The organism is Bacillus sp. 7705b (genome assembly GCF_002289525.1).
Classification (GTDB): domain Bacteria; phylum Bacillota; class Bacilli; order Bacillales; family Bacillaceae; genus Bacillus; species Bacillus halotolerans.
On sequence record NZ_NSDH01000023.1, the window covers coordinates 36,734 to 54,762 of the forward strand.

An 18,029-nucleotide genomic window follows, 5' to 3' on the forward strand; every position below is an offset into this window, starting at 1 on the left:
GCCTAAACATCGAATTCTATTTAGAAAAGGGGGCGATGTTTGTGACTGATGCTAAACAGTTTTATGACTACCATTCCTGGGCGAACAAGCGAATCTTGAACCATATCGAACACCTGCCGGAGGAAACTGCTTATCAAGAAGTAAAGAGCGTATTCCCTTCAGTCAGTGACGTACTGCTTCATATGTGCAGGGCTGACTACATATGGCTGAACGTTCTTTCGGGAGTGGACTACCAAGAGATTATAGACGGCACAGGCAAATTCGAGTCCGCGCATGGCAATATGGAAGCGATTAAACAGCACGCTTCCGAGTTGGAATTACAGTATCATCAGTTCTTCAGCCGCCAAACGGACTTAGAACAGACCTTCTCCATGCAGCATCCGAAACTCGGTACACTGGAATCAACCTATGCAGACACCATCCTGCATGTCGTCAATCACGGCACTTATCACAGAGGGAACGTGACGGCCATGCTAAGACAGCTGGACCATTCAGGCGTACCTACTGATTATATGTACTATTTATATGAAAAAAGAGAAAGCAAGGGCTAAACTGTCCTTGCTTTTTTTGGCGGAAAAGCCTCAAATGGACCTATTAACTTTTACATACCTGTATAAGCACGCTCCACATCAAGCTGTACAGGCCTGCCGCTTCGATACGAATCGGTCGCGGCGATGCCGACTTCTAAATTGATCGTCGCATCGACATCTGTCACAATCGGTGTTTTTCCATTCCGGACGCACTCTGCAAAATGCTGCAGTTCTAAGCAGTAGGCTTCATGAAAACGAGTTTGAAAGTCTGGGATGATCTCATAGCTGCTCCCTTTAGCGGTCAGGATGGTCACATTTTGGTTTCTCAATGTCCCTATGAAAATACTGCCTTCTGTCCCGATAATTTCTGCACGGATGTCATGGCCGTATGGAGAGGTTCTGCTTGCCTCGACGTCTCCCGCTGCGCCGGAATCAAACTCTAAATACGTCAGCGCCTGATCAACATCGCCGTATTGTTCCATAAACGGGTTGTTTAAAATCCGGCCGTGTCCGGAAACAGAAGTGATCTCCGCTCCGAGCAAATAACGGGCAATATCGTAATCATGGATGGAACAGTCGATAAAGATCCCTCCGCTATGTTTGATAAACTCAGCGGGAGGCGCTCCCTGATCGCGTGTAAAGCCTTTATAATAGATGGGTTTGCCGATCTCACCCGCGTCTATCCGCCGTTTCGCATCCGCATATGCAGGATCAAAACGCCTCATAAAACCGACTTGGCAGATGACACCTGTCTCTTTTATTTTTTCAGAAACTGATTTTGATTCCTCAAGGTTTAATGTCAGCGGTTTTTCAACGAAAATCTGCTTGCCGTTTTCCGCCGCTTTGATGATCATTTCCCCATGTGTGCTTGTCGGCGTTACGATGACCACTGCATCAATCTCGGAATCTGCTAAAATCTCATGCGGATCATCCGACCATTTTTCAAGCCCGAATTCTTTAGCGACCTGCTCGGCTCTTTCTGTCATCGGATCACCGACACTGACAAGCTCAGCTCCCGGAACGCTGGTCATAAGGTTTCTTGCGTGATAGTATCCCAGTCTCCCTAACCCTAATACCGCGCATCTTACTCGATTTCCCATGTCCTCATCTCCTTATTCTCCTTTTTTACCGCCTTATGAAAGCGCTTTACCAGAATGATTAAAAAAATAGCGGTTCATCCACTATTTGGCCGATATATTTTTGCGCAAGCGCTTTCCCAAAAGATGATTTCATTTTACAATGTCCTTTCTTCCCATGCAATATCTTTTTCGCCTTCGCTGTCAAAAAGAAAAGAACCCGCTGCATTATCGGATTCTTTTCTTGAACGGTGCTGTAGAATGTCTGATCACTAGCTCAGGTGATAATACTATTTTTTGTTTTGCCTTTCGTTTTCCTTCGATTTCTTCCGCCAGCAGTTCAATGACGCGCTGCCCCATTTCTTTAATCGGCTGGGCTACCGTTGTCAGGGGCGGATCGACCATTTCAGCAAGGATGGTGTTATCAAACCCGATGATGGACAGGTCATCCGGAACCTTGATGCCTCTTATTCTCGCTGCCTGAATGGCGGCACAGGCCAATACATCGTTAAAAGCAAAAATAGCGGTTGGCCTATCTCTGTCCAGCAATTTTCCCGCCTCTTCCTTTCCGCTCTCCAAAGAGAAGCGTGTCGGAACAATCAGCGGCTCATCGACCGGCACATTCGCTTCCCCCATCGCCTGCCGGAATCCTTTGATTCTGTCTGTTTCACCTGTCGTTGACCCATCACCCACAATGCAGGCAATCCTCGTGTGGCCCAGTGACAAAAGATGCTTCGCCGCCTCATACCCGCCGAGAACATCATCCATCACGACGATATCCATCGGTAGAAGGGGCTTATCCTGTGAAATCATGGCGAGCGGGATATGTTCGCTAATGATTTCCTCTAAAGCTGACATGCTGTCATGATTCTCAATTCCTGTCGCAAAAATGATGCCGTCTACGTTTTTTTGCTTTAGGACAGAAAAATATTTCGTTTCTTTTTTCGGATCGTAATCGGTACTGCAAATGATCATCTGAAAACCAAGCTCATCCGCTCTTTCCTCTATGCTTTTCGCGAGCTCGCCGTAAAACGGGTTTGAAATATCAGGCGTCACAAGGCCGATAATATTGGTTCGCTTTCCCGTTAAAGCAGCGGCGTGGACATTGGGCGTGTACTCCATTTCCTTCATCACATTCATGACCCTTTGCCTTGTTTTGTCACTTATCCGGCCCGTATGGTTAATGACGCGCGATACGGTCGTGATCGAGACACCCGCCTTCCTCGCCACATCGTAAATTGTCGTTTTCATCTTCATCCCTCGTCTGCTTATTGAACTTTCCGGCTGACAATTTTCCGGTATTCAATTGGTGAAATGCCTTCAATTTGCTTAAAGAGCTTTGAAAAGTATGTCGGGTCCTCCATTCCAATCGTTTCCGCGATGACGCCCATTTTATCATTTGTCGAGGATAAAAGACGCTTTGCTTCAGTCATTCTCACCCGATTTGTGTATTGGCCCGGCGTGACACCAAGCACTTGCTGCATGCAGCGGGTCACATAATCCTGATTATAGTGCAAGGCGAGCGACAGATCCTTGATTGTCGTTTTCTCCTTATAATGCTCCTGTAAGTATCGGGCCGCCTCCCATGCCACCCGCTCTTTTGCAGACGGAATTTGAAACGCCTCCTTTTGAAGATGCAGCATCAGCTCTTCAAACAAGATTTGTTTTCTGAGCGGCAAATCGGAGTTTTCTGCGGAGTAATCAATGAGCCTTTCAAACTGCTGCGCCATAAATTGCGGGCGCTGCACCTTGCCTTTTCTCGGCAATGCGAGCCCGTAGCGGGCCGGCTCCTCGAAGCTCCCCTTTTCCTGCTGAAGCTCTGCCCAATTGCTGCCCCCTTTTGCGGTAAATTCATATTGATGTTCATCAAAGTGAAGCCAATAATAGGAGGTCGCTTCATCACTGCCCTTTGTCCCATAGTGTTCAAGACCGGGAGAAAGCAAGATATATTCGCCCCCTTCAACAGAGAACGATTTTTCATTTTCAGTGATATATAACGTCCCCTGCTTGACGTATATCAGATCAAATACAGAAAAAACGCGTTTGACATGGGTTTCTCCTTTTTTAAAAACCCCTTCTCCAGCTGCAATAAACACCGGAAAAGGCGGGACTGTAAACAGGATGCGAGGCAATTTGATCACCCTCCTTTTTAAGTCGGATTTTTGCAAGAAGTATCGTTTCTCTCCCTTTTTATTATAAGGAAATGGAGGTACACTTTAAAACGTTGATTTTATTTACGAAAGGGGTTAGACACTATGAAACAAGCTGTCTTCAAATCAACTGCTTTGAAAAAACCCGCTGACAAATCGTTCTCATTATTTTCGCTTACTTGGCCGATCTTTATTGAGGTCTCATTATATATGTTTATGGGTAATGCTGATACACTGATGCTCAGCCAATACTCAGATAACAGTGTGGCGGCAGTCGGCGTCAGCAACCAGATTTTGAATTTAATTATCGTGATGTTCAGTTTTATCGCAACAGGAACAACTGTTGTCATCTCACAATTTTTAGGATCCCGGAAAAAGAAAGAAGCTATGGAAGTCGCTTATGTGTCAATCGCAGCCAACTTCTTCATCAGCCTTGCGATCAGCGCTCTCATCTTTTTTGCGGCAGTTCCTCTGCTTCATATGATGGGATTATCAAATGAGCTGATGCCTGACGCTAAAGTCTTTTTACAAGTTGTCGGAGGTCTGTCCTTTATTCAGGCTTTAATCATGACATTCAGCGCGATCTTAAAAAGCTACGGCCACACAAAAGATACAATGTTTGTCACAATCGGCATGAACATTTTAAACATTGCCGGAAACTTTGTTGTCATTTTCGGTCTGTTCGGCTTTCCTGTTCTCGGCGTTGCCGGAGTTGCCATGTCCACATCTATCGCGCGTGTTATCGGATTAATCGCGATGATTGTCATTGTAAACAAACGCATTCAGCTGAAGATGTCGTTGAAAAAAGTATTTCATATGCATAAAGACCATTTGCGCAAGCTGCTGAAAATCGGCATTCCTTCAGCAGGCGAACAGCTTTCTTATAACCTTTCGCAAATGATTGTCACTTATTTTATTGCCATCATGGGGGCGCAGGCTTTAACAACCAAAGTGTATACGCAAAATATTACGATGTTTATTCTGCTCTTCGGGACTGCGATCAGCCAAGGCACACAAATTTTAATCGGCCGCTATATCGGCGGCAAACAGTTTGACGCTGCTTATGAGCGCTGCATGAAAAGCTTGTATTGGGCGCTCGGAATTGCTGCGGCCACATCTGTTTTGATGACAATCTTTTCAAAAGACCTTATCGGCATCTTCACACAAAGCCCTGATATTATTGCTACCGCAAGCCTTTTGATTGCGATGACCATCATCCTTGAACCGGGCCGCTCGTTTAATGTGATTATTATTAACTCTCTGCGCGCCGCGGGGGATGCGAAATTCCCGGTCTACATGGCGATGATTTCCATGTGGGGCATCGGCCTTCCGCTTGCTTATCTATTCGGCATTCATCTCGGTTTCGGGCTTGCCGGCGTATGGATTTCTTTTATCGCGGACGAATGGGTCCGGGGAATCTTAATGTACAGAAGATGGCGCTCACGGATCTGGATTCAAAAAGGTATGGCGTAACACCCGGCAGAACAAGCCGGGTGTTTTTTTACAGCTCGGACAGAATCAATTTTGCTTCGCTGTCTGTTAAGGCATGCTTGTGTCCAAATACGTTGTACTGCTCTGCTCGGATTTTTTCCAGAATGGCTCGGTACAGCTGAGCTGCAGCTTTTACCGCTTTTTGAGAATACTGAGGGAAAATCGGCAGGGCATCCAGGCACTCTTCAAGGTAGGCCTCCGCTTCAAAAGCGATGTACTCCCACGTCATCGTGAACGCTTTATTGACGGTGCCTTTTTGGAGATCGTCTTCCGTATAGCCGAATTGCTGCATCACCTGGCGGGGAATGCGGTTTTTTTGATGCTGGTCCGTTCCGAGATTGTTTAAAATTCGAATCAGCTGTATGGCCAAGCCGAGAGAGACCGCTGCTTGTTTGAGCTGATCTTGATTTCGGCGCGTCAGCATCGGCAGCAGCATCAATCCCGCGTTTCCGCCCGTCTGATATGCGTCCATGAGCAGTTCATCAAGGGTTTCATGCGTCTTCGATTCATCTTTCTTTGCGGCAAGGAACTCCCGAAAAGGCTCGCTGTCTAATGTAAATGTCTGATACGCATAGTCGAACGCTTTCCACAAATCGTGTTTCCCGTTACTTGCCCTTTGAAAAACATGTTCAGCTTCAGCTTCAAATACAGGTATCGCCTTCTCATCTGCACTGGCTGCCGTATGGCAAAACGCCAAAACCGCCCAAGCAGCTTGTCTTTGCTTCAGCGGGAGAAATGAGAATGCCCGGAAACAGGCTGGCGCGTATTCGCTGACAATCTGTCCGCATTGCTGATAAGCTTCTTTTATCTCTTTCATTTCTTTTCACTCCTATGTATCACTGCTTCTTCAAGTCTATTATGTTTTCTCCTAATTGTATATGAAGAAAAAGCCGATTCTTACTTTGTAAAAGTAACAAGAATGAAAAATGCGCAACATGCTGCTTCAATCATATAAACCTCGAATACCTAGTCTGAACAGGACCATCAACGAGATATGCTTTTTTATTTTTAATGCCATACAACAGATAGAGATTAAACACTTCTCAATCACTGCTTCAATAAAAGAGGAATCACGGAAAAAAGGGCTAATTGTTATTTAATACATTATAGTATGGAGTGAGTTCAGTGATAAAATTTTTTGAATATAACTGGCAGGTTAGAGATCAATGGTTTACTTGGTGTCATCAACTAAGCACTGAAGAGTTACTTAAAAACCATCTTGGCGGGGTAGAGAATATTTTATATACCCTTTTTCATATTATTGACGTGGAATATAGTTGGGTTCGTGCTATCCAAGGAAAAGAAGATATCGTTGTTCAGTTCGCTGATTATCATACACTCGATAAAGTGAAATCCCTCTCAAATACATTCCGAACTGAAATTATTGATGTTTTAGAAACACATTCAGAGCAAATAAAAGATGAACTTGTAAGCGTTCCTTGGGAGAAAGATGTTCTATATACGCGAGATGAAATATTACACCATATAATCGCTCACGAAATCCACCATATTGGTCAACTTTCTGTATGGGCTAGGGAATTAAAGTTAAGCCCAGTATCAGCTAGTTTTATCGGCAGAACATTAAAACCTATTCATTCATATTGAAGGAACGTGGGGACTTTGGCGCAACAACACTTCGATATTGCTGTTGTAAAAAAAAGGATAGATAGAGCATATATTTCTCTGCCCATCTATCCTTTCTTATTTTAATCTATACATCTCCGGCTTTTAAAAACATTTGCATAGAACCTACCTCTCGTCAATATCAATCCGATACGCCTCAAACCATGTATGAATTTGGGCAAGATGGGCGATCAGCTGCGGTCCTTTCATCAGCTGTCCGTACCATGGGACCTGAAAGGAGGAGCCTTCCGTCTCTAAAAGCTGATCCAATTGTTTTCTGTCCAGCAAGGTATGGAGCACGGAGTCCTTTTGGCTCCTGATCGCTTTCAGCCACTCGCTGACGCCTTTTGTATATTCAGGATGGTGCGTTTTCGGATACGGACTTTTTTTACGATATAAGATTTCATCAGGCAAAATGCCTTCAAGCGCTTTTCGCAAAATGCCTTTTTCCCGGTTGTCATGCATTTTCATTTCCCATGGGATATTCCAGACGTACTCAACGAGCCGATGATCTGCAAACGGCACCCGCACCTCAAGGCTCGCCCCCATGCTCATGCGGTCCTTCCGGTCCAAAAGATTGGTCATAAACCAAAGCATATTTAAATAGAACAGCTGTCTCCTTGCTTTATCCTCACCTGTTTCACCGTCTAATAACGGCGTTTCGGCCAGGGTTTCTTCGTATTTCGCATGTACGTATTCCTTCAAATTCAATTTTTTCTGCCACGTATCGGAGAGCAGCTTCACCCGCTCTTCAGTTGATCTCATCCATGGAAAACCGGACTCAACGTCTGCTGTATGGAACCACGGATATCCGCCGAAAATCTCATCCGCGCATTCTCCTGACAGGCTGACGACAAAGTCCTTTTTGATTTCACGGCAAAACCACAATAGGGATGAGTCGACATCAGCCATTCCCGGCAGGTCTTTGACCAGAACGGCTTCCTCCAAATGATCGACGAGATCTTTTTGGCTGATGACGCATTTATGGTGCGTCGTGCCGAAAGCCTCTGTCATTTTTTCAATCCACGGCCCGTCGTCATTTGGCTGAAAGGCGCTCGCTTGAAAAAATTTGTCGTTTTCTTCGTAATCAATCGAATAAGTATGAAGCGGGGCTTTTCCTTCCTTTTCAAAATGGCCTGCGGCAATGGCGGTAATCGCACTCGAATCAAGTCCGCCGGATAGGAACGTACAAACCGGAACATCCGACACTAGCTGCCGCGTCACCGCATCCTGAAACAACGATCTCACATTGGCCACACTGTCTTCAAAGCTGTCCGTATGTTTCTCGCTTTTGACATTCCAATAACGCCATATGTTCAGTCCGTCTTTAGAAAACGTCAGCGCATGGGCTGGACGGACTTCATTAATGCCTTTAAACACGCCTGTCCCCGGGGTTCTGGACGGTCCGAGCCCGAAAATTTCCGAGAGACCCGTTCTGTCCACCCGCGCCTTCACCTCGGGGTGTGCGAGGATGGCTTTGAGTTCTGATCCGAAGAGAAAAGAAGAGCCTTGCTCCGTATAAAAAAACGGCTTCACGCCAAGACGGTCTCTCGCCGCAAACAGCAGATCACGCTTTTCATCCCACACGGCAAAGGCGAAAATGCCGTTCAAACGATCCACACAATTCTCCTGCCATTCAATGTAGCTGTGCAGCAACACCTCGGTATCAGATGTCCGCTCGAACTGATGGCCCCGCGCCCGCAGCTCTTTGCGCAGATCTTCCGTGTTATACAGCTCACCATTGTAAATAATTGTGTACGTATCCCCTTTATAGGTGCATGCCATCGGCTGGCGTCCGCCTTCAATATCAACAACCGCAAGCCTTTTATGTCCGAATAAAACATGGTGCTCTCCCCAAACGTTAGAATCATCAGGCCCCCGTTTGGAAAGAGTGTCTGTCATTCTGTTCATCGTTTGTTTTTCTTGGACGAGCTGCTTTTTAAAGTCGACCCAACCCGTAATTCCACACATGTGATATCAGCTCCAATCCCGTTTCTTTCGGTATCAAATTCGTTTCTTTCAGCACCTTAGTTAGTTTATGCATCTATAGACAGATAGTTGATTTGTCCACAAAAGAGTTGTATGGGACAGGCTTGTATTGGAAAGAAAAGAGAGGAACGAAGAAAAAAGGAGAGCACTTCATTTATGAAACGAAAACAATTTCTATATAAAGATGAACAGAAATGGGAATACGGCACCATTCTGGTCGAAGACGGCATATGCTTAATCGAAAACCAAGAAGGTGAAGTGCTGCTGGCGGAAAGTCTTCAAAACAAACCGATCTGGATTCAGCGCGAAGGGAAGTGGGAGCAGGCCGATTTCCAGGACAAAATGGTTCTGATATGTTGCGGAGAAGACATCTCCCTTTCCGGCGGAGAATGCATACGCTATGAAAAATCGGTAAAACGTCCGCTTATGACGCTTCTGGATTCACTGGATGATGAAACCTTTCTCGCTTTTTTGCAGCATTTGCACAGCTTTGGTTTATCGGTATTCGATTGCGTGTTTTCTTATAATAAAGAGGTCTTTTCGAATATCTCAGAGGAACAGGGTGTTTCCTTTTATCACTTTTCAAATGATACCGCCCAATGCGCGCTGCAGCACCATTACAGCAGAGGAGCGGCTGGCGACCGGTTCGAATGGACGGCTTCCGATGGAAAACGTTCCATTATGTATTCAGCGGTCCAGCGAGGACGCAAATAAAAAAGCGGTGCTGCGGCACCGCTTTTTCTTTATTTTTCTACAACAACCTTTACAGCCTTGCTTTCTTTTTTATCCGTATCAGCTGCCGTGACGTACAGCACCGTACCGGCTTTTTGTTTTTTGATTTTTACCGTAAAGGCACCTTTTGCGTCAGCTTTACCAGAAGCGATCACTTTTTTCGATTTGTTTTTCACTTTGATCACCGCTTTGCTGTTGGCCGTGCCTTTTACTGCTGTGTCTTTCGTTTTGACAGCCTTTACTTTCGGTGTGCCGGATGGTTTTCCTTTCACGACAACCACTTGTATGGATGTTTTTGCATCGCCTTTTGAGGCTTTCACATGCAGGACTTTATCTTGTTTCTGAGTCGGGATGCTGACTTTAAATGTACCGTCTTTTCCCGCTTTGGCACTGCCGAGTTTTTTCTTGCCGTTCATCACCTCGATCAGCGTGCCTTCTTTCGCTTTTCCTCTGACGGCTGTTTGCGTGCTTTCCAGCTTATTGACCTTCACCTGTAAATCAACAGCGCTGACAGCCTGCATCACATTCAGCCGGCCGTATCCGGAATGCCAGTCAACTCCTGGAATGCGGGGAATTTCGATTGGATCGCCATTATCGTCATACATTTCCTCTTCTTCACCGTCGGCGCTTTCAAAGGAAATATCGTCCGCTGTCTTTTTCAGGAGTTCCTCTACTTCTGTTCTTTTAAGTTTCGGATTTTGCGCAAACAGCAGCCCTGCCGCAGCTGCCGCATAAGGCGTCGCCATGGACGTTCCGCTCATGTACGTCACATTTCCGTTCGGCACCAAGCTCGGGATATCAGAACCCGGCGCACTGATGTCGAGACCTTTCCCGTAGTTAGAAAAGTCTGCTGTCATATCCATGCGGTTCGTCGCTCCGACTGACATGACATATTTAGAGGAAGCTGGGTAAGATAAGGAATTGGCTCCGTCATTTCCGCTGGCTGCCGCAATCAGGACGTTTTTGTCAGCCGCGTATTTCAAAGCAAATTCAAGCACGCGGCTGTAGCCTCCGCCTAAGCTTAAGTTAATGACCTTTGCTCCTTTGTCAGCTGCGTATTTGATGCCGAGGGCAATTTGTTCAGTATCTCCGGAGCCTGTTGAATCAAGCACCTTAACCGGTATAATTTTCGCTTTGGCGTTCAGGCCAGTCATGGAATAGCCGTTATCACTTTGGGCGGCGATAATGCCGGCGACATGCGTTCCATGCCCTTGATCATCCATTGCATTGTTATTCCGTCCCACAAAATTGTGTCCCAGATCGGTTCTTACTTTCCCTTTTAAATCAGCAAGCGTACTGTCTACACCTGTGTCCACAACCGCAATCAATGTATCGTTCAGCTTGCGCTTGGACAGCAATGTGCTGGCAGGCTCATATTTGACATCTGCATTTTTGATGCCGCCGTTTTCACCATTGTTTCTAAGCGGCCACTGGTAAGAGTACTGAACGTCGTTAGACATGCTTTTGTATTCCTGAACCGGTTCAGCAAATTCTACGTTAGACATTTTGGATAATGTCGCGGCAGCGCTTTTCACACGTTTTGCGCTTGCCGTGTATGTCCCGCTTTGCTTTTGATCCTTCGGCAGTTCAAAAGAGTAGAGGTTGTCAAACAGTTTCTTTGCCTTTTTCACATTGGAAATGTCTTGTTTCGATTGCGCGCTGGCAGAAAAGCCCTTCATTTCGTTATGTACTGATGAGAGGCTTTTATTGTCTTTTACCTTAAAAATCACCTTTGTTGTCTGAACTTCGCTTTTTGCCGCCAGGCTGTTTTCAGATAAAACCGCTCCTGCCGTCTTGCCCTCAAGCTTTGTGATGTTTAATCGCTCCGCCTGTTTCTTTATATCCCCTTTCAGGAAAGACGGAACGGATTGTAAAGCTGTTTCATATAACCGATTGATTGCTTTTTGATCCTTTTCGGTTACCTTATATGCAGACGCTGCGCCATTTTCTGACACATCGTCAAACATCGGTTTTAACGTCACAAGATCTTGATAAACTTCATTTCTCTCTGTTTTATTGAGTGCGAGTTTTGCAGCAATAAATGGAGCCGCTTTGTAGTAAAGGCTTGTCAGTTCTTTGCCCTCTGCTGTTTGGCTGAGCTGCTCATCACGAATCGCTCTCAGCTTTGCCAGAATGCCTTTTCCCGATTTTTTCTGATCGACACTCATTTCCACCGGGCAGGCTTCTGCCTCTTCCAGATCTGAGGGCTGCTTTTTGGTGCCTGTATATCGAATCGTATATTTGGCTTCGGCAGCTGCTTCTGCGCTTCCTCCGTCTTCCGTTTCCTCTTCCCCAAGGTTCTCAACCTTTACATAGTAAGGGCCGCTCCATGCATAAGGAAAAACAATTTCACTCTTTCCATCCTCTGCTGTGTAGGAACGGTACATGTCAAACGTCTCATCTTTAAGCGCTTTTTCCTTGCTTGGGTAGACAGATACATTCAGAACAGCATCACTCTTAACAGTCAGTGCCATATGAGAGTCTTTCTGAATATCTGCCTTTCCAGGATTCACTTGATACCATTTCGCCTGCTCCGGTTCCTTCATGGTTCCCGTTTGTTCTTTTCCTTTTTCCAGCACACCGGCTACATCAATGGTTCCGGCAGCAGCTGCTTTGGTGCCTGGAGAAAAAAGGCTGAAGATCAGTGCGAAAATGAGCACTGCCGCCAAAAAAGAGCTGAATTTTCTTCGTTTCATGTTATCCCTCCTGTAAAATAATGAATCTTTTTGAAGAGTATCATAATTTCATAGGCCGAGATACCGCTTACAGGGAATTTTAAGGTTATTTTAAATGATTTGGAATATCAGGGAGGAACCATATAAAAAAACCCGATTCTCTTTAGAACCGGGTTCAAGCTTTTTCTATTAAAATAATCGGAATCCAATCGGCAGATGAAGACCGAGCAGCACTGTCAGCACAAGGACAATGATAAAGCCGATCCACAGTCCGCCAGTTGATTTTTCTTTTTTCTTGCGGATCAATAGCATTTCCATCAGGCCGATGGTGATAATGCCAAGCAGCATTTTTCCAGCGTATTCCCCGTTCCAGTTGGCGAAACGGACAAACAGCTCAGCACCTGTCAAAATAATTAGGATATAGAATAACCGCAGAATCATATGAGTGATTTTGGCGCCCTTCGCACTTCCTGATGAATACAGCGAGTAGCTGACGAAAAGCAGGATCAGCGCTACCACCCATGATGTAATATGCATGTGTGTCATACATGTTCCCCCTATCAGATAACATTACCCCACTTATAGTACCACGAACTTGTCCCTTGCTACAAAGATGATTCACAGAAAAAGCGGGCGGTTCCTGTGCCGCCCTCCTTATGATCAGCCGATTTGATTTGACAGCGTTCCGATGGGTTCAATCGTGATGTCGATTTGATCGCCTCGCCGCAGAAATTTCGGCGGTGTAAAGCCTTTTCCTACACCAGACGGCGTGCCGGTCGCAATGATGTCCCCCGCTTCAAGCGTCATCCCCATTGAAAGAGTTTCGATTAATTCCGCGACAGAGAAAATCATATCGCTTGCCGAGCCGGATTGGCGCAGCTCGCCGTTGACCCTCGTTTCAACCTTAAGGCGCTCTGGATCGGGAATTAACGATTTATGTACAAGCACAGGTCCCATCGGACATGTCGTATCCAGACTTTTTCCGATAAAAAACTGCTTATGTCTTTTTTGCAGATCCCGCGCCGTGATATCATTCACAATCGTATATCCGAAAATATGGTCATAAGCTTCTTCTTTTGAAATGCGGGTGCCGCTTTTTCCGATGACGACAGCAAGCTCTCCTTCGTAATCGAGCTGAGAGGTGACCTCCTCATGGCTGTTTACCGCATCACCGTGGCCAGTGACTGTTACAGGCGATTTTGTAAATACCATCGGATGCTCCGGAATGTCAGCCTCGCTGCCCATTTCAATTGCATGATCCCTATAGTTTTTGCCGATGCACATGATATTTTTTGACGGCTTAGGAATAGGCGCATGGAGCTTCACGTCAGATAATGAGTAAATAAATGATCCAAGCTCATCATTTGGTTTCTTCGCCCACTCGGCCAGCTGCCTTGCATGCGCAACAAATTTATCCCCTTCTGCGATACACTCAATCAGCGAACCCGGAATCGTCTCAAGTTCAAACAGTTTTTTTTCAGCCCTTTGCAAGTCCATAATTTTGTCATCTTCAATGATCAGGCCGACAAACATTCGGTTGTAAAGTTCCCCTGTCGCAAATTTCATGTTATTCCTCCATCATCTTTTAAATCAGAGTTCTACTTCAAGTTATTCTCTGTCGAATGCCGAAATTCCTTTTTATCAAATGCGTGTTTTCATTCCCGTTTCGGGACTGGCTCGCTGTACATATCATACAAATGGCTTCTGAGGAGGAGGAAAGAATATGGAAAGAATACATTTATTTTTTCGTCGGCAGCAGCTTAACAGAACGGGGACTGCCAAAGGACTGATGATGACAGACAGAATCGTTTCTCCCATTCTTCTCACACAGCGTGACAGCCTGCAAAAGGCGTCCTATGAAATAAACTGTGATCAGTCTCCGCTCGGTGAAAAAAAGTTTTATCTGAATGCGGAACAAGATGATCCTTCACTGATGCGGCGCAGGCTTGCTTATTGTTTTTTTCATCAAATCGGCGTCGCTTCCCAGGATGCTTCTTACATCTTTCTGATCATCAATGGCCAAAGGGAAGGCATTTATTTAAAAATTGATGGGCTCGATGAGAATCGCCGGCTTCCGAAAGGAGCCATTTATGAAGTGAAGGATACCGATCCGAGGGTTCCGCTGTCTGTTTTCAAACACGAAGCTTCCATTGAAAACAGACAGCGCACCGCATACTTACGTGAATTTCTCACGCTGATCTGTAAAGCGGAGGATGACGAATTTGCCGAACGAATTAAAATGTATCTTGATGTAAAGCTGTTTTTCCTGTGGCTGATCGGCAGCGCCTGCACCCGCCAAGCCTTTTATTACGGCTTTTGTTTGAACGAGGCCGGCCGCTTTCACATCGCTCCAATGGAAACAAAAGCGCTTGCCGCATACGGATTTACAGAAGAAGACCCTCTATTGACAAACGGCCGTACACTTGCGTCAAGACTTCTCTCCATCCCAGCTTTCCGGGCACAATATCACGCGCTAATGAAAAACGTGCTGAGCCGGGAGTTTACGATTGACCGTCTGTCTCCGTTTATCAGGGACTGGCATTTTGACATTTGTCAAAGAGCAAGCGATGATCCGCATATGAAAAAAAGCCCCTTACAATTAGAGAAGGAGCAAGCAAATATCCTGCGCGAAATCGAAGAGCGGCAGGACTTTTTACAAGTACACCTGGCGAGACTATAGTCCTTTCTCCACCAGAGCAAGTCAAAAAGACCGCAGCAAAAATTGTCGCTTTTTTAGTCAAATTGACGAAAGGCAACCTTTTCAGCCAAAATAGGTTATACTATCTATATCCAGTATGCATCAAAATAAAATCTAGAATTGGAGATTGTTTCATGAATACAAAAATTGAAGAAATGAGAGTTATGCTAATTGAAACAGCACAAAAATACGGTATGAATTCGAAAGAAACGATTCAATGCAGCCAAGAGCTGGACAGTCTGCTCAATATTCGAATTAAAGAAGAAATCACCTCTTGGGGGCAAAACGCCCGTGTGTGATCATATGATATGTATTTAAAGGCTTCCCGCCTCACCCGCCGCTATTGCTCATCAACATCCTGAGACATGCTTCAGGTCGAGAATTTGCCGCCCGAAAACAACATGTTGAACAATACAGCAGACCCTTTCTGGATCAGCATGAAACATCACGGCAGATAACACTCCAGCAGCACGAATTACTCCGAAAGACATTTCCTGTACCTCTTTTGCACATACACCAACGCAAAACAATATACAATCACGCAGGCGGACAGCGGCAGCATCGCCGCATTCCGCTTGGCCATAGACAATACCCAGCTTCTGAAATGTTTAAACCTTCATCTGGAAAAAATAAACGGATTTTTTTAAAATCTCTCCGGCATGTCCCCATTTAATTTTCTCTCACACAAATGTGCGTTTGTCATAAGCTATCGTGAATAGCCCAGCACAAACAAATCTTGTCCTTACTTCACCTGCCTTTTTTCAATTTTACAACAAAGGATGTGCTCGTATGCCGGCAATTGTCGGAGCGTTTAAAATTAATGCGGTCGGTACGAGCGGAGTCGTTCATATCGGAGACTGCATTACCATTTCTCCTCAAGCCGAGGTCAGAACGTTTGCCGGGGCAGGCAGCTTTAATACCGGTGACAGTCTGAAGGTGATGAATTATAAAAACGCAACGAATGTGTACGACAATGATGTGGTTGATCAGCCGATCGCAGGCAATGCGTAAAGGAGCGGTGCTTCATGAATTTTTATATCAATCAAACCATCCAAATTAACTATCTCCGGCTGGAATCAATCAGCAACTCCTCCATACTGCAAATCGGGAGCGCCGGATCTATTAAGTCTCTTTCAAACTTGTATAATACGGGCAGCTATGTGGAACCCGCACCTGAGGTTTCCGCTTCGGGGGAACAGGTTGAATCGGAAGGGCCCGATACAGGATCATTGGTGCCGCTCCAGCCCCCTGGCCGTTAATAATAAGATGAGAGGTGAAAGAACATGTATGATCAATCCATTTCCTCTTACTTGCAAAATTTGAATTCCTTCGTTCAGCAGCAGGCGCTGCATATTCAGCAGCTCGAACGCCAGCTGAAAGAGATGCAAACTGAAATGAATACGATGAAACAGCGGCCGGCCACAACCATTGAGCGTGTGGAATATAAATTTGATCAGCTGAAAATCGAACGGCTCGACGGCACGCTGAATATCGGTTTAAATCCGACAGACCCGAACAGCGTTCAGAACTTTGAAGTGAGCCAGACTACACCGGAAATCGGAATGATGCAGCAGGAAGAGAGCGCACAGCTCATGCAGCAAATCCGGCAGAACGTCGACATGTACTTAACCGAGGAAATCCCGGCTGTTTTGGAGCAGCTAGAAAACCAATATGACAGCAGGCTTGACGACACAAATCGGCTTCATGTAATTGAGGACATCAGAAAACAAATAGACAGCAGGATTCACTATTATATGTCCCATATCAAAAAAGAAGAAAACACGCCTCCCAAACAATATGCGGAACATATCGCTGAGCATGTGAAGCGTGACGTGATCCGTGCTGTGGAACATTTTCTCGAACATATCCCCTCCGAGATGAAAGGAGATGAGCAAGCATGATCTTTACCGTCGTCAACCGCAGCCTGGAAGTCGGAGATATCCGAATGAACGGTGTATCCAGTTCCTCTGTTTTCCAAATTGGAGACGCAGAATCCATCTATTTATCGTCTATTTTCGATACGCCGCCTGAATCTCTTATTATCGGTCCGTTTGCTCCGCTGCCGTCGAATCATGCTTAAGCGTATATCACGCATCAGACAGATTAAATTTAACTCGCTCGGAATATCAAGCGTATTTCAAGCAGGCGATACAAACGAAATTGATATGAAAATAAAAGTGCTCGCTGTTCAGCGCTCGCTTTCAACGTTTTATGAAAATGAGGGCTCATTTAACAGAAAGGAGTACCCTATTTTTGATCAGCACGCTGTGAAGCTTCTTCCGGAAACGGGCGTGCAAACCGCTTTTTGCCATGAAGTGCCTGTCATCCATGTCCGCAACATCAAAATTCAAGGGGTCTCATCCTCTTCCGTCTTTCACGCAGGCTCAGCTTCGGTCGTACGCGGCGACGCGCGGATTAAACATATCCGTCAGATTCTGCCTCCAAACTCACAATCGTCCGGCACGGGCATATAATAAACAGAGACTTCTATAAAGGGTGTCGTCTATGCCAGCAATTGTCGGGCCTATAGCTATCAATTCCATATCGGGTGGAGTCGTGAACTTTGGTGATTCCTTTTACCTTTCTCCGAAAAGCTCTTCAAAATCTGCGCTCGGTTCGGGAGCAGGAAACACGGGAGATTTCCTTCTTTTAAACAACGTAGTCAACGCGACAAATTATATAGACCCCGATGTCAGCGATCAGGATATGGTTGGAAACGGATAAAAAGCAGCCGCTCTGCAAAGAGAGGGCTGCTTTTTATTTTTTCTTTTTCCGTTCATTGGACTTCTTTATTTTAATCAGCTTTTCAGGCGGCTGTTTTTTGATCCATTTAACAAACCGGGCAAGCTGCGGATCGTTTCTGAGCGCTTCTATTCCGGACAGTCGAACTGCCAGCTCCTGATTTGTATACAAGGCGTGGATCTGTTTATGGCAAGGGATGCAAAGCATCGCAGTCGGCAGGAACGTTCCGCCTTCTTCCTTCGGTGTGAGGTGGTGCTCTGTCAGCTGGACATCGCTCCGGCCGCATAGCTCACATATCCCGACAGTCTGTTTTGCCACATCCG

20 protein-coding genes and 1 pseudogene are annotated in these 18,029 nt (G+C 45.7%); 12 read left to right on the plus strand and 9 right to left on the minus strand.

The window, feature by feature from the left end:
• The first annotated feature begins 41 nt into the window (after positions 1–41).
• Entirely contained in the window at positions 42–551 is a 510-nt protein-coding gene (locus CJU60_RS09630) for a DinB family protein (RefSeq protein WP_095713657.1), read from the plus strand.
• Between the two features lie 50 nt (positions 552–601).
• On the opposite strand, the gene iolX is transcribed toward CJU60_RS09630, so the two are convergent.
• The 3 genes from iolX to CJU60_RS09645 all read right to left on the minus strand — a co-directional run bounded on the left by iolX (position 602) and on the right by CJU60_RS09645 (position 3,738).
• Positions 602–1,630: a scyllo-inositol 2-dehydrogenase gene (iolX, locus tag CJU60_RS09635; RefSeq protein ID WP_095713658.1), complete on the minus strand. Its 1,029-nt coding sequence runs from the start codon at positions 1,628–1,630 to the stop codon at positions 602–604.
• A 204-nt stretch (positions 1,631–1,834) separates the two neighbouring features.
• Positions 1,835–2,857, minus strand: a complete 1,023-nt coding sequence (locus CJU60_RS09640; protein ID WP_095713659.1) for a LacI family DNA-binding transcriptional regulator — start codon at positions 2,855–2,857, stop codon at positions 1,835–1,837.
• A gap of 17 nt (positions 2,858–2,874) precedes the next feature.
• On the minus strand, positions 2,875–3,738 hold the full coding sequence (locus CJU60_RS09645) for an AraC family transcriptional regulator (protein WP_095713660.1): 864 nt from the start codon (positions 3,736–3,738) through the stop codon (positions 2,875–2,877).
• Positions 3,739–3,861: 123 nt separating this feature from the next.
• On the opposite strand from CJU60_RS09645, the gene CJU60_RS09650 reads away from it, so the two are divergent.
• A complete protein-coding gene (locus tag CJU60_RS09650) occupies positions 3,862–5,229 on the plus strand; it encodes an MATE family efflux transporter (protein WP_095713661.1) in 1,368 nt (455 codons plus the stop codon).
• Between the two features lie 28 nt (positions 5,230–5,257).
• On the opposite strand, the pseudogene CJU60_RS09655 reads toward CJU60_RS09650, so the two are convergent.
• Positions 5,258–6,087: pseudogene (locus CJU60_RS09655) on the minus strand (phytoene/squalene synthase family protein).
• Positions 6,088–6,372: 285 nt separating this feature from the next.
• Here CJU60_RS09655 and CJU60_RS09660 point away from each other — a divergent pair.
• Positions 6,373–6,852 carry a DinB family protein gene (locus tag CJU60_RS09660; RefSeq protein ID WP_024120855.1) on the plus strand — a complete coding sequence of 160 codons (480 nt, stop codon included), beginning with the start codon at positions 6,373–6,375 and terminating at the stop codon, positions 6,850–6,852.
• Between the two features lie 144 nt (positions 6,853–6,996).
• Here CJU60_RS09660 and asnB read toward each other — a convergent pair whose 3' ends face one another.
• Positions 6,997–8,841, minus strand: coding sequence for an asparagine synthase (glutamine-hydrolyzing) (gene asnB, locus CJU60_RS09665; protein ID WP_095713663.1), 1,845 nt, complete (start codon positions 8,839–8,841; stop codon positions 6,997–6,999).
• Positions 8,842–9,015: 174 nt separating this feature from the next.
• Here asnB and CJU60_RS09670 point away from each other — a divergent pair, with 174 nt between their 5' ends.
• A complete protein-coding gene (locus CJU60_RS09670) occupies positions 9,016–9,573 on the plus strand; it encodes a DUF2777 domain-containing protein (RefSeq protein WP_095713664.1) in 558 nt (185 codons plus the stop codon).
• A 29-nt stretch (positions 9,574–9,602) separates the two neighbouring features.
• On the opposite strand, the gene CJU60_RS09675 is transcribed toward CJU60_RS09670, so the two are convergent.
• The 3 genes from CJU60_RS09675 to CJU60_RS09685 form a co-directional block, all read right to left on the minus strand.
• Positions 9,603–12,287, minus strand: a complete 2,685-nt coding sequence (locus tag CJU60_RS09675; RefSeq protein ID WP_095713665.1) for a S8 family peptidase — start codon at positions 12,285–12,287, stop codon at positions 9,603–9,605.
• Positions 12,288–12,455: 168 nt separating this feature from the next.
• The gene (locus CJU60_RS09680) at positions 12,456–12,812 is read right to left on the minus strand and encodes a YisL family protein (protein WP_095713666.1); all 357 of its coding nucleotides are present in this window, start codon (positions 12,810–12,812) and stop codon (positions 12,456–12,458) included.
• A 114-nt stretch (positions 12,813–12,926) separates the two neighbouring features.
• Positions 12,927–13,832 carry a fumarylacetoacetate hydrolase family protein gene (locus tag CJU60_RS09685; protein ID WP_044156469.1) on the minus strand — a complete coding sequence of 302 codons (906 nt, stop codon included), beginning with the start codon at positions 13,830–13,832 and terminating at the stop codon, positions 12,927–12,929.
• Positions 13,833–13,989: 157 nt separating this feature from the next.
• Here CJU60_RS09685 and CJU60_RS09690 point away from each other — a divergent pair, with 157 nt between their 5' ends.
• From CJU60_RS09690 to CJU60_RS09725, 8 genes are all read left to right on the plus strand, one after another.
• Complete coding sequence (locus CJU60_RS09690; RefSeq protein WP_095713667.1) at positions 13,990–14,946, plus strand: CotH kinase family protein; 957 nt, start codon at positions 13,990–13,992, stop codon at positions 14,944–14,946.
• A gap of 152 nt (positions 14,947–15,098) precedes the next feature.
• A complete protein-coding gene (locus tag CJU60_RS09695; RefSeq protein WP_024120848.1) occupies positions 15,099–15,263 on the plus strand; it encodes an aspartyl-phosphate phosphatase Spo0E family protein in 165 nt (54 codons plus the stop codon).
• A gap of 490 nt (positions 15,264–15,753) precedes the next feature.
• Positions 15,754–15,975: a spore germination protein gene (locus tag CJU60_RS09700; RefSeq protein ID WP_010333672.1), complete on the plus strand. Its 222-nt coding sequence runs from the start codon at positions 15,754–15,756 to the stop codon at positions 15,973–15,975.
• A 14-nt stretch (positions 15,976–15,989) separates the two neighbouring features.
• Positions 15,990–16,223 carry a spore germination protein GerPB gene (locus CJU60_RS09705; RefSeq protein WP_024120846.1) on the plus strand — a complete coding sequence of 78 codons (234 nt, stop codon included), beginning with the start codon at positions 15,990–15,992 and terminating at the stop codon, positions 16,221–16,223.
• A gap of 24 nt (positions 16,224–16,247) precedes the next feature.
• On the plus strand, positions 16,248–16,865 hold the full coding sequence (gerPC, locus tag CJU60_RS09710) for a spore germination protein GerPC (protein ID WP_024120845.1): 618 nt from the start codon (positions 16,248–16,250) through the stop codon (positions 16,863–16,865).
• The gene (gene gerPD, locus CJU60_RS09715) at positions 16,862–17,044 is read left to right on the plus strand and encodes a spore germination protein GerPD (protein ID WP_024120844.1); all 183 of its coding nucleotides are present in this window, start codon (positions 16,862–16,864) and stop codon (positions 17,042–17,044) included. The genes gerPC and gerPD overlap by 4 nt, the downstream gene beginning before the upstream one ends.
• Positions 17,037–17,438, plus strand: a complete 402-nt coding sequence (locus CJU60_RS09720) for a spore germination protein GerPE (protein ID WP_095713668.1) — start codon at positions 17,037–17,039, stop codon at positions 17,436–17,438. The genes gerPD and CJU60_RS09720 overlap by 8 nt, the downstream gene beginning before the upstream one ends.
• Positions 17,439–17,469: 31 nt before the next feature.
• Positions 17,470–17,688: a spore germination protein gene (locus CJU60_RS09725; protein ID WP_095713669.1), complete on the plus strand. Its 219-nt coding sequence runs from the start codon at positions 17,470–17,472 to the stop codon at positions 17,686–17,688.
• A 33-nt stretch (positions 17,689–17,721) separates the two neighbouring features.
• Here CJU60_RS09725 and CJU60_RS09730 read toward each other — a convergent pair whose 3' ends face one another.
• On the minus strand, positions 17,722–18,024 hold the full coding sequence (locus tag CJU60_RS09730; RefSeq protein WP_095713670.1) for an HNH endonuclease family protein: 303 nt from the start codon (positions 18,022–18,024) through the stop codon (positions 17,722–17,724).
• Positions 18,025–18,029 lie beyond the last annotated feature (5 nt).

Bases quoted from the DNA above. Each gene is read 5' to 3' on its own strand.
- CJU60_RS09685 (WP_044156469.1), bottom strand. From the start codon at position 13,832: ATGAAATTTGCGACAGGGGAACTTTACAACCGAATGTTTGTCGGCCTG.
- gerPC (WP_024120845.1), top strand. From the start codon at position 16,248: ATGTATGATCAATCCATTTCCTCTTACTTGCAAAATTTGAATTCCTTC.
- CJU60_RS09695 (WP_024120848.1), top strand. From the start codon at position 15,099: ATGAATACAAAAATTGAAGAAATGAGAGTTATGCTAATTGAAACAGCA.
- CJU60_RS09675 (WP_095713665.1), bottom strand. From the start codon at position 12,287: ATGAAACGAAGAAAATTCAGCTCTTTTTTGGCGGCAGTGCTCATTTTC.
- iolX (WP_095713658.1), bottom strand. From the start codon at position 1,630: ATGGGAAATCGAGTAAGATGCGCGGTATTAGGGTTAGGGAGACTGGGA.
- CJU60_RS09690 (WP_095713667.1), top strand. From the start codon at position 13,990: ATGGAAAGAATACATTTATTTTTTCGTCGGCAGCAGCTTAACAGAACG.
- CJU60_RS09725 (WP_095713669.1), top strand. From the start codon at position 17,470: ATGCCAGCAATTGTCGGGCCTATAGCTATCAATTCCATATCGGGTGGA.
- CJU60_RS09640 (WP_095713659.1), bottom strand. From the start codon at position 2,857: ATGAAAACGACAATTTACGATGTGGCGAGGAAGGCGGGTGTCTCGATC.
- CJU60_RS09670 (WP_095713664.1), top strand. From the start codon at position 9,016: ATGAAACGAAAACAATTTCTATATAAAGATGAACAGAAATGGGAATAC.
- CJU60_RS09650 (WP_095713661.1), top strand. From the start codon at position 3,862: ATGAAACAAGCTGTCTTCAAATCAACTGCTTTGAAAAAACCCGCTGAC.
- CJU60_RS09700 (WP_010333672.1), top strand. From the start codon at position 15,754: ATGCCGGCAATTGTCGGAGCGTTTAAAATTAATGCGGTCGGTACGAGC.
- CJU60_RS09680 (WP_095713666.1), bottom strand. From the start codon at position 12,812: ATGACACACATGCATATTACATCATGGGTGGTAGCGCTGATCCTGCTT.
- gerPD (WP_024120844.1), top strand. From the start codon at position 16,862: ATGATCTTTACCGTCGTCAACCGCAGCCTGGAAGTCGGAGATATCCGA.
- CJU60_RS09705 (WP_024120846.1), top strand. From the start codon at position 15,990: ATGAATTTTTATATCAATCAAACCATCCAAATTAACTATCTCCGGCTG.
- asnB (WP_095713663.1), bottom strand. From the start codon at position 8,841: ATGTGTGGAATTACGGGTTGGGTCGACTTTAAAAAGCAGCTCGTCCAA.
- CJU60_RS09720 (WP_095713668.1), top strand. From the start codon at position 17,037: ATGCTTAAGCGTATATCACGCATCAGACAGATTAAATTTAACTCGCTC.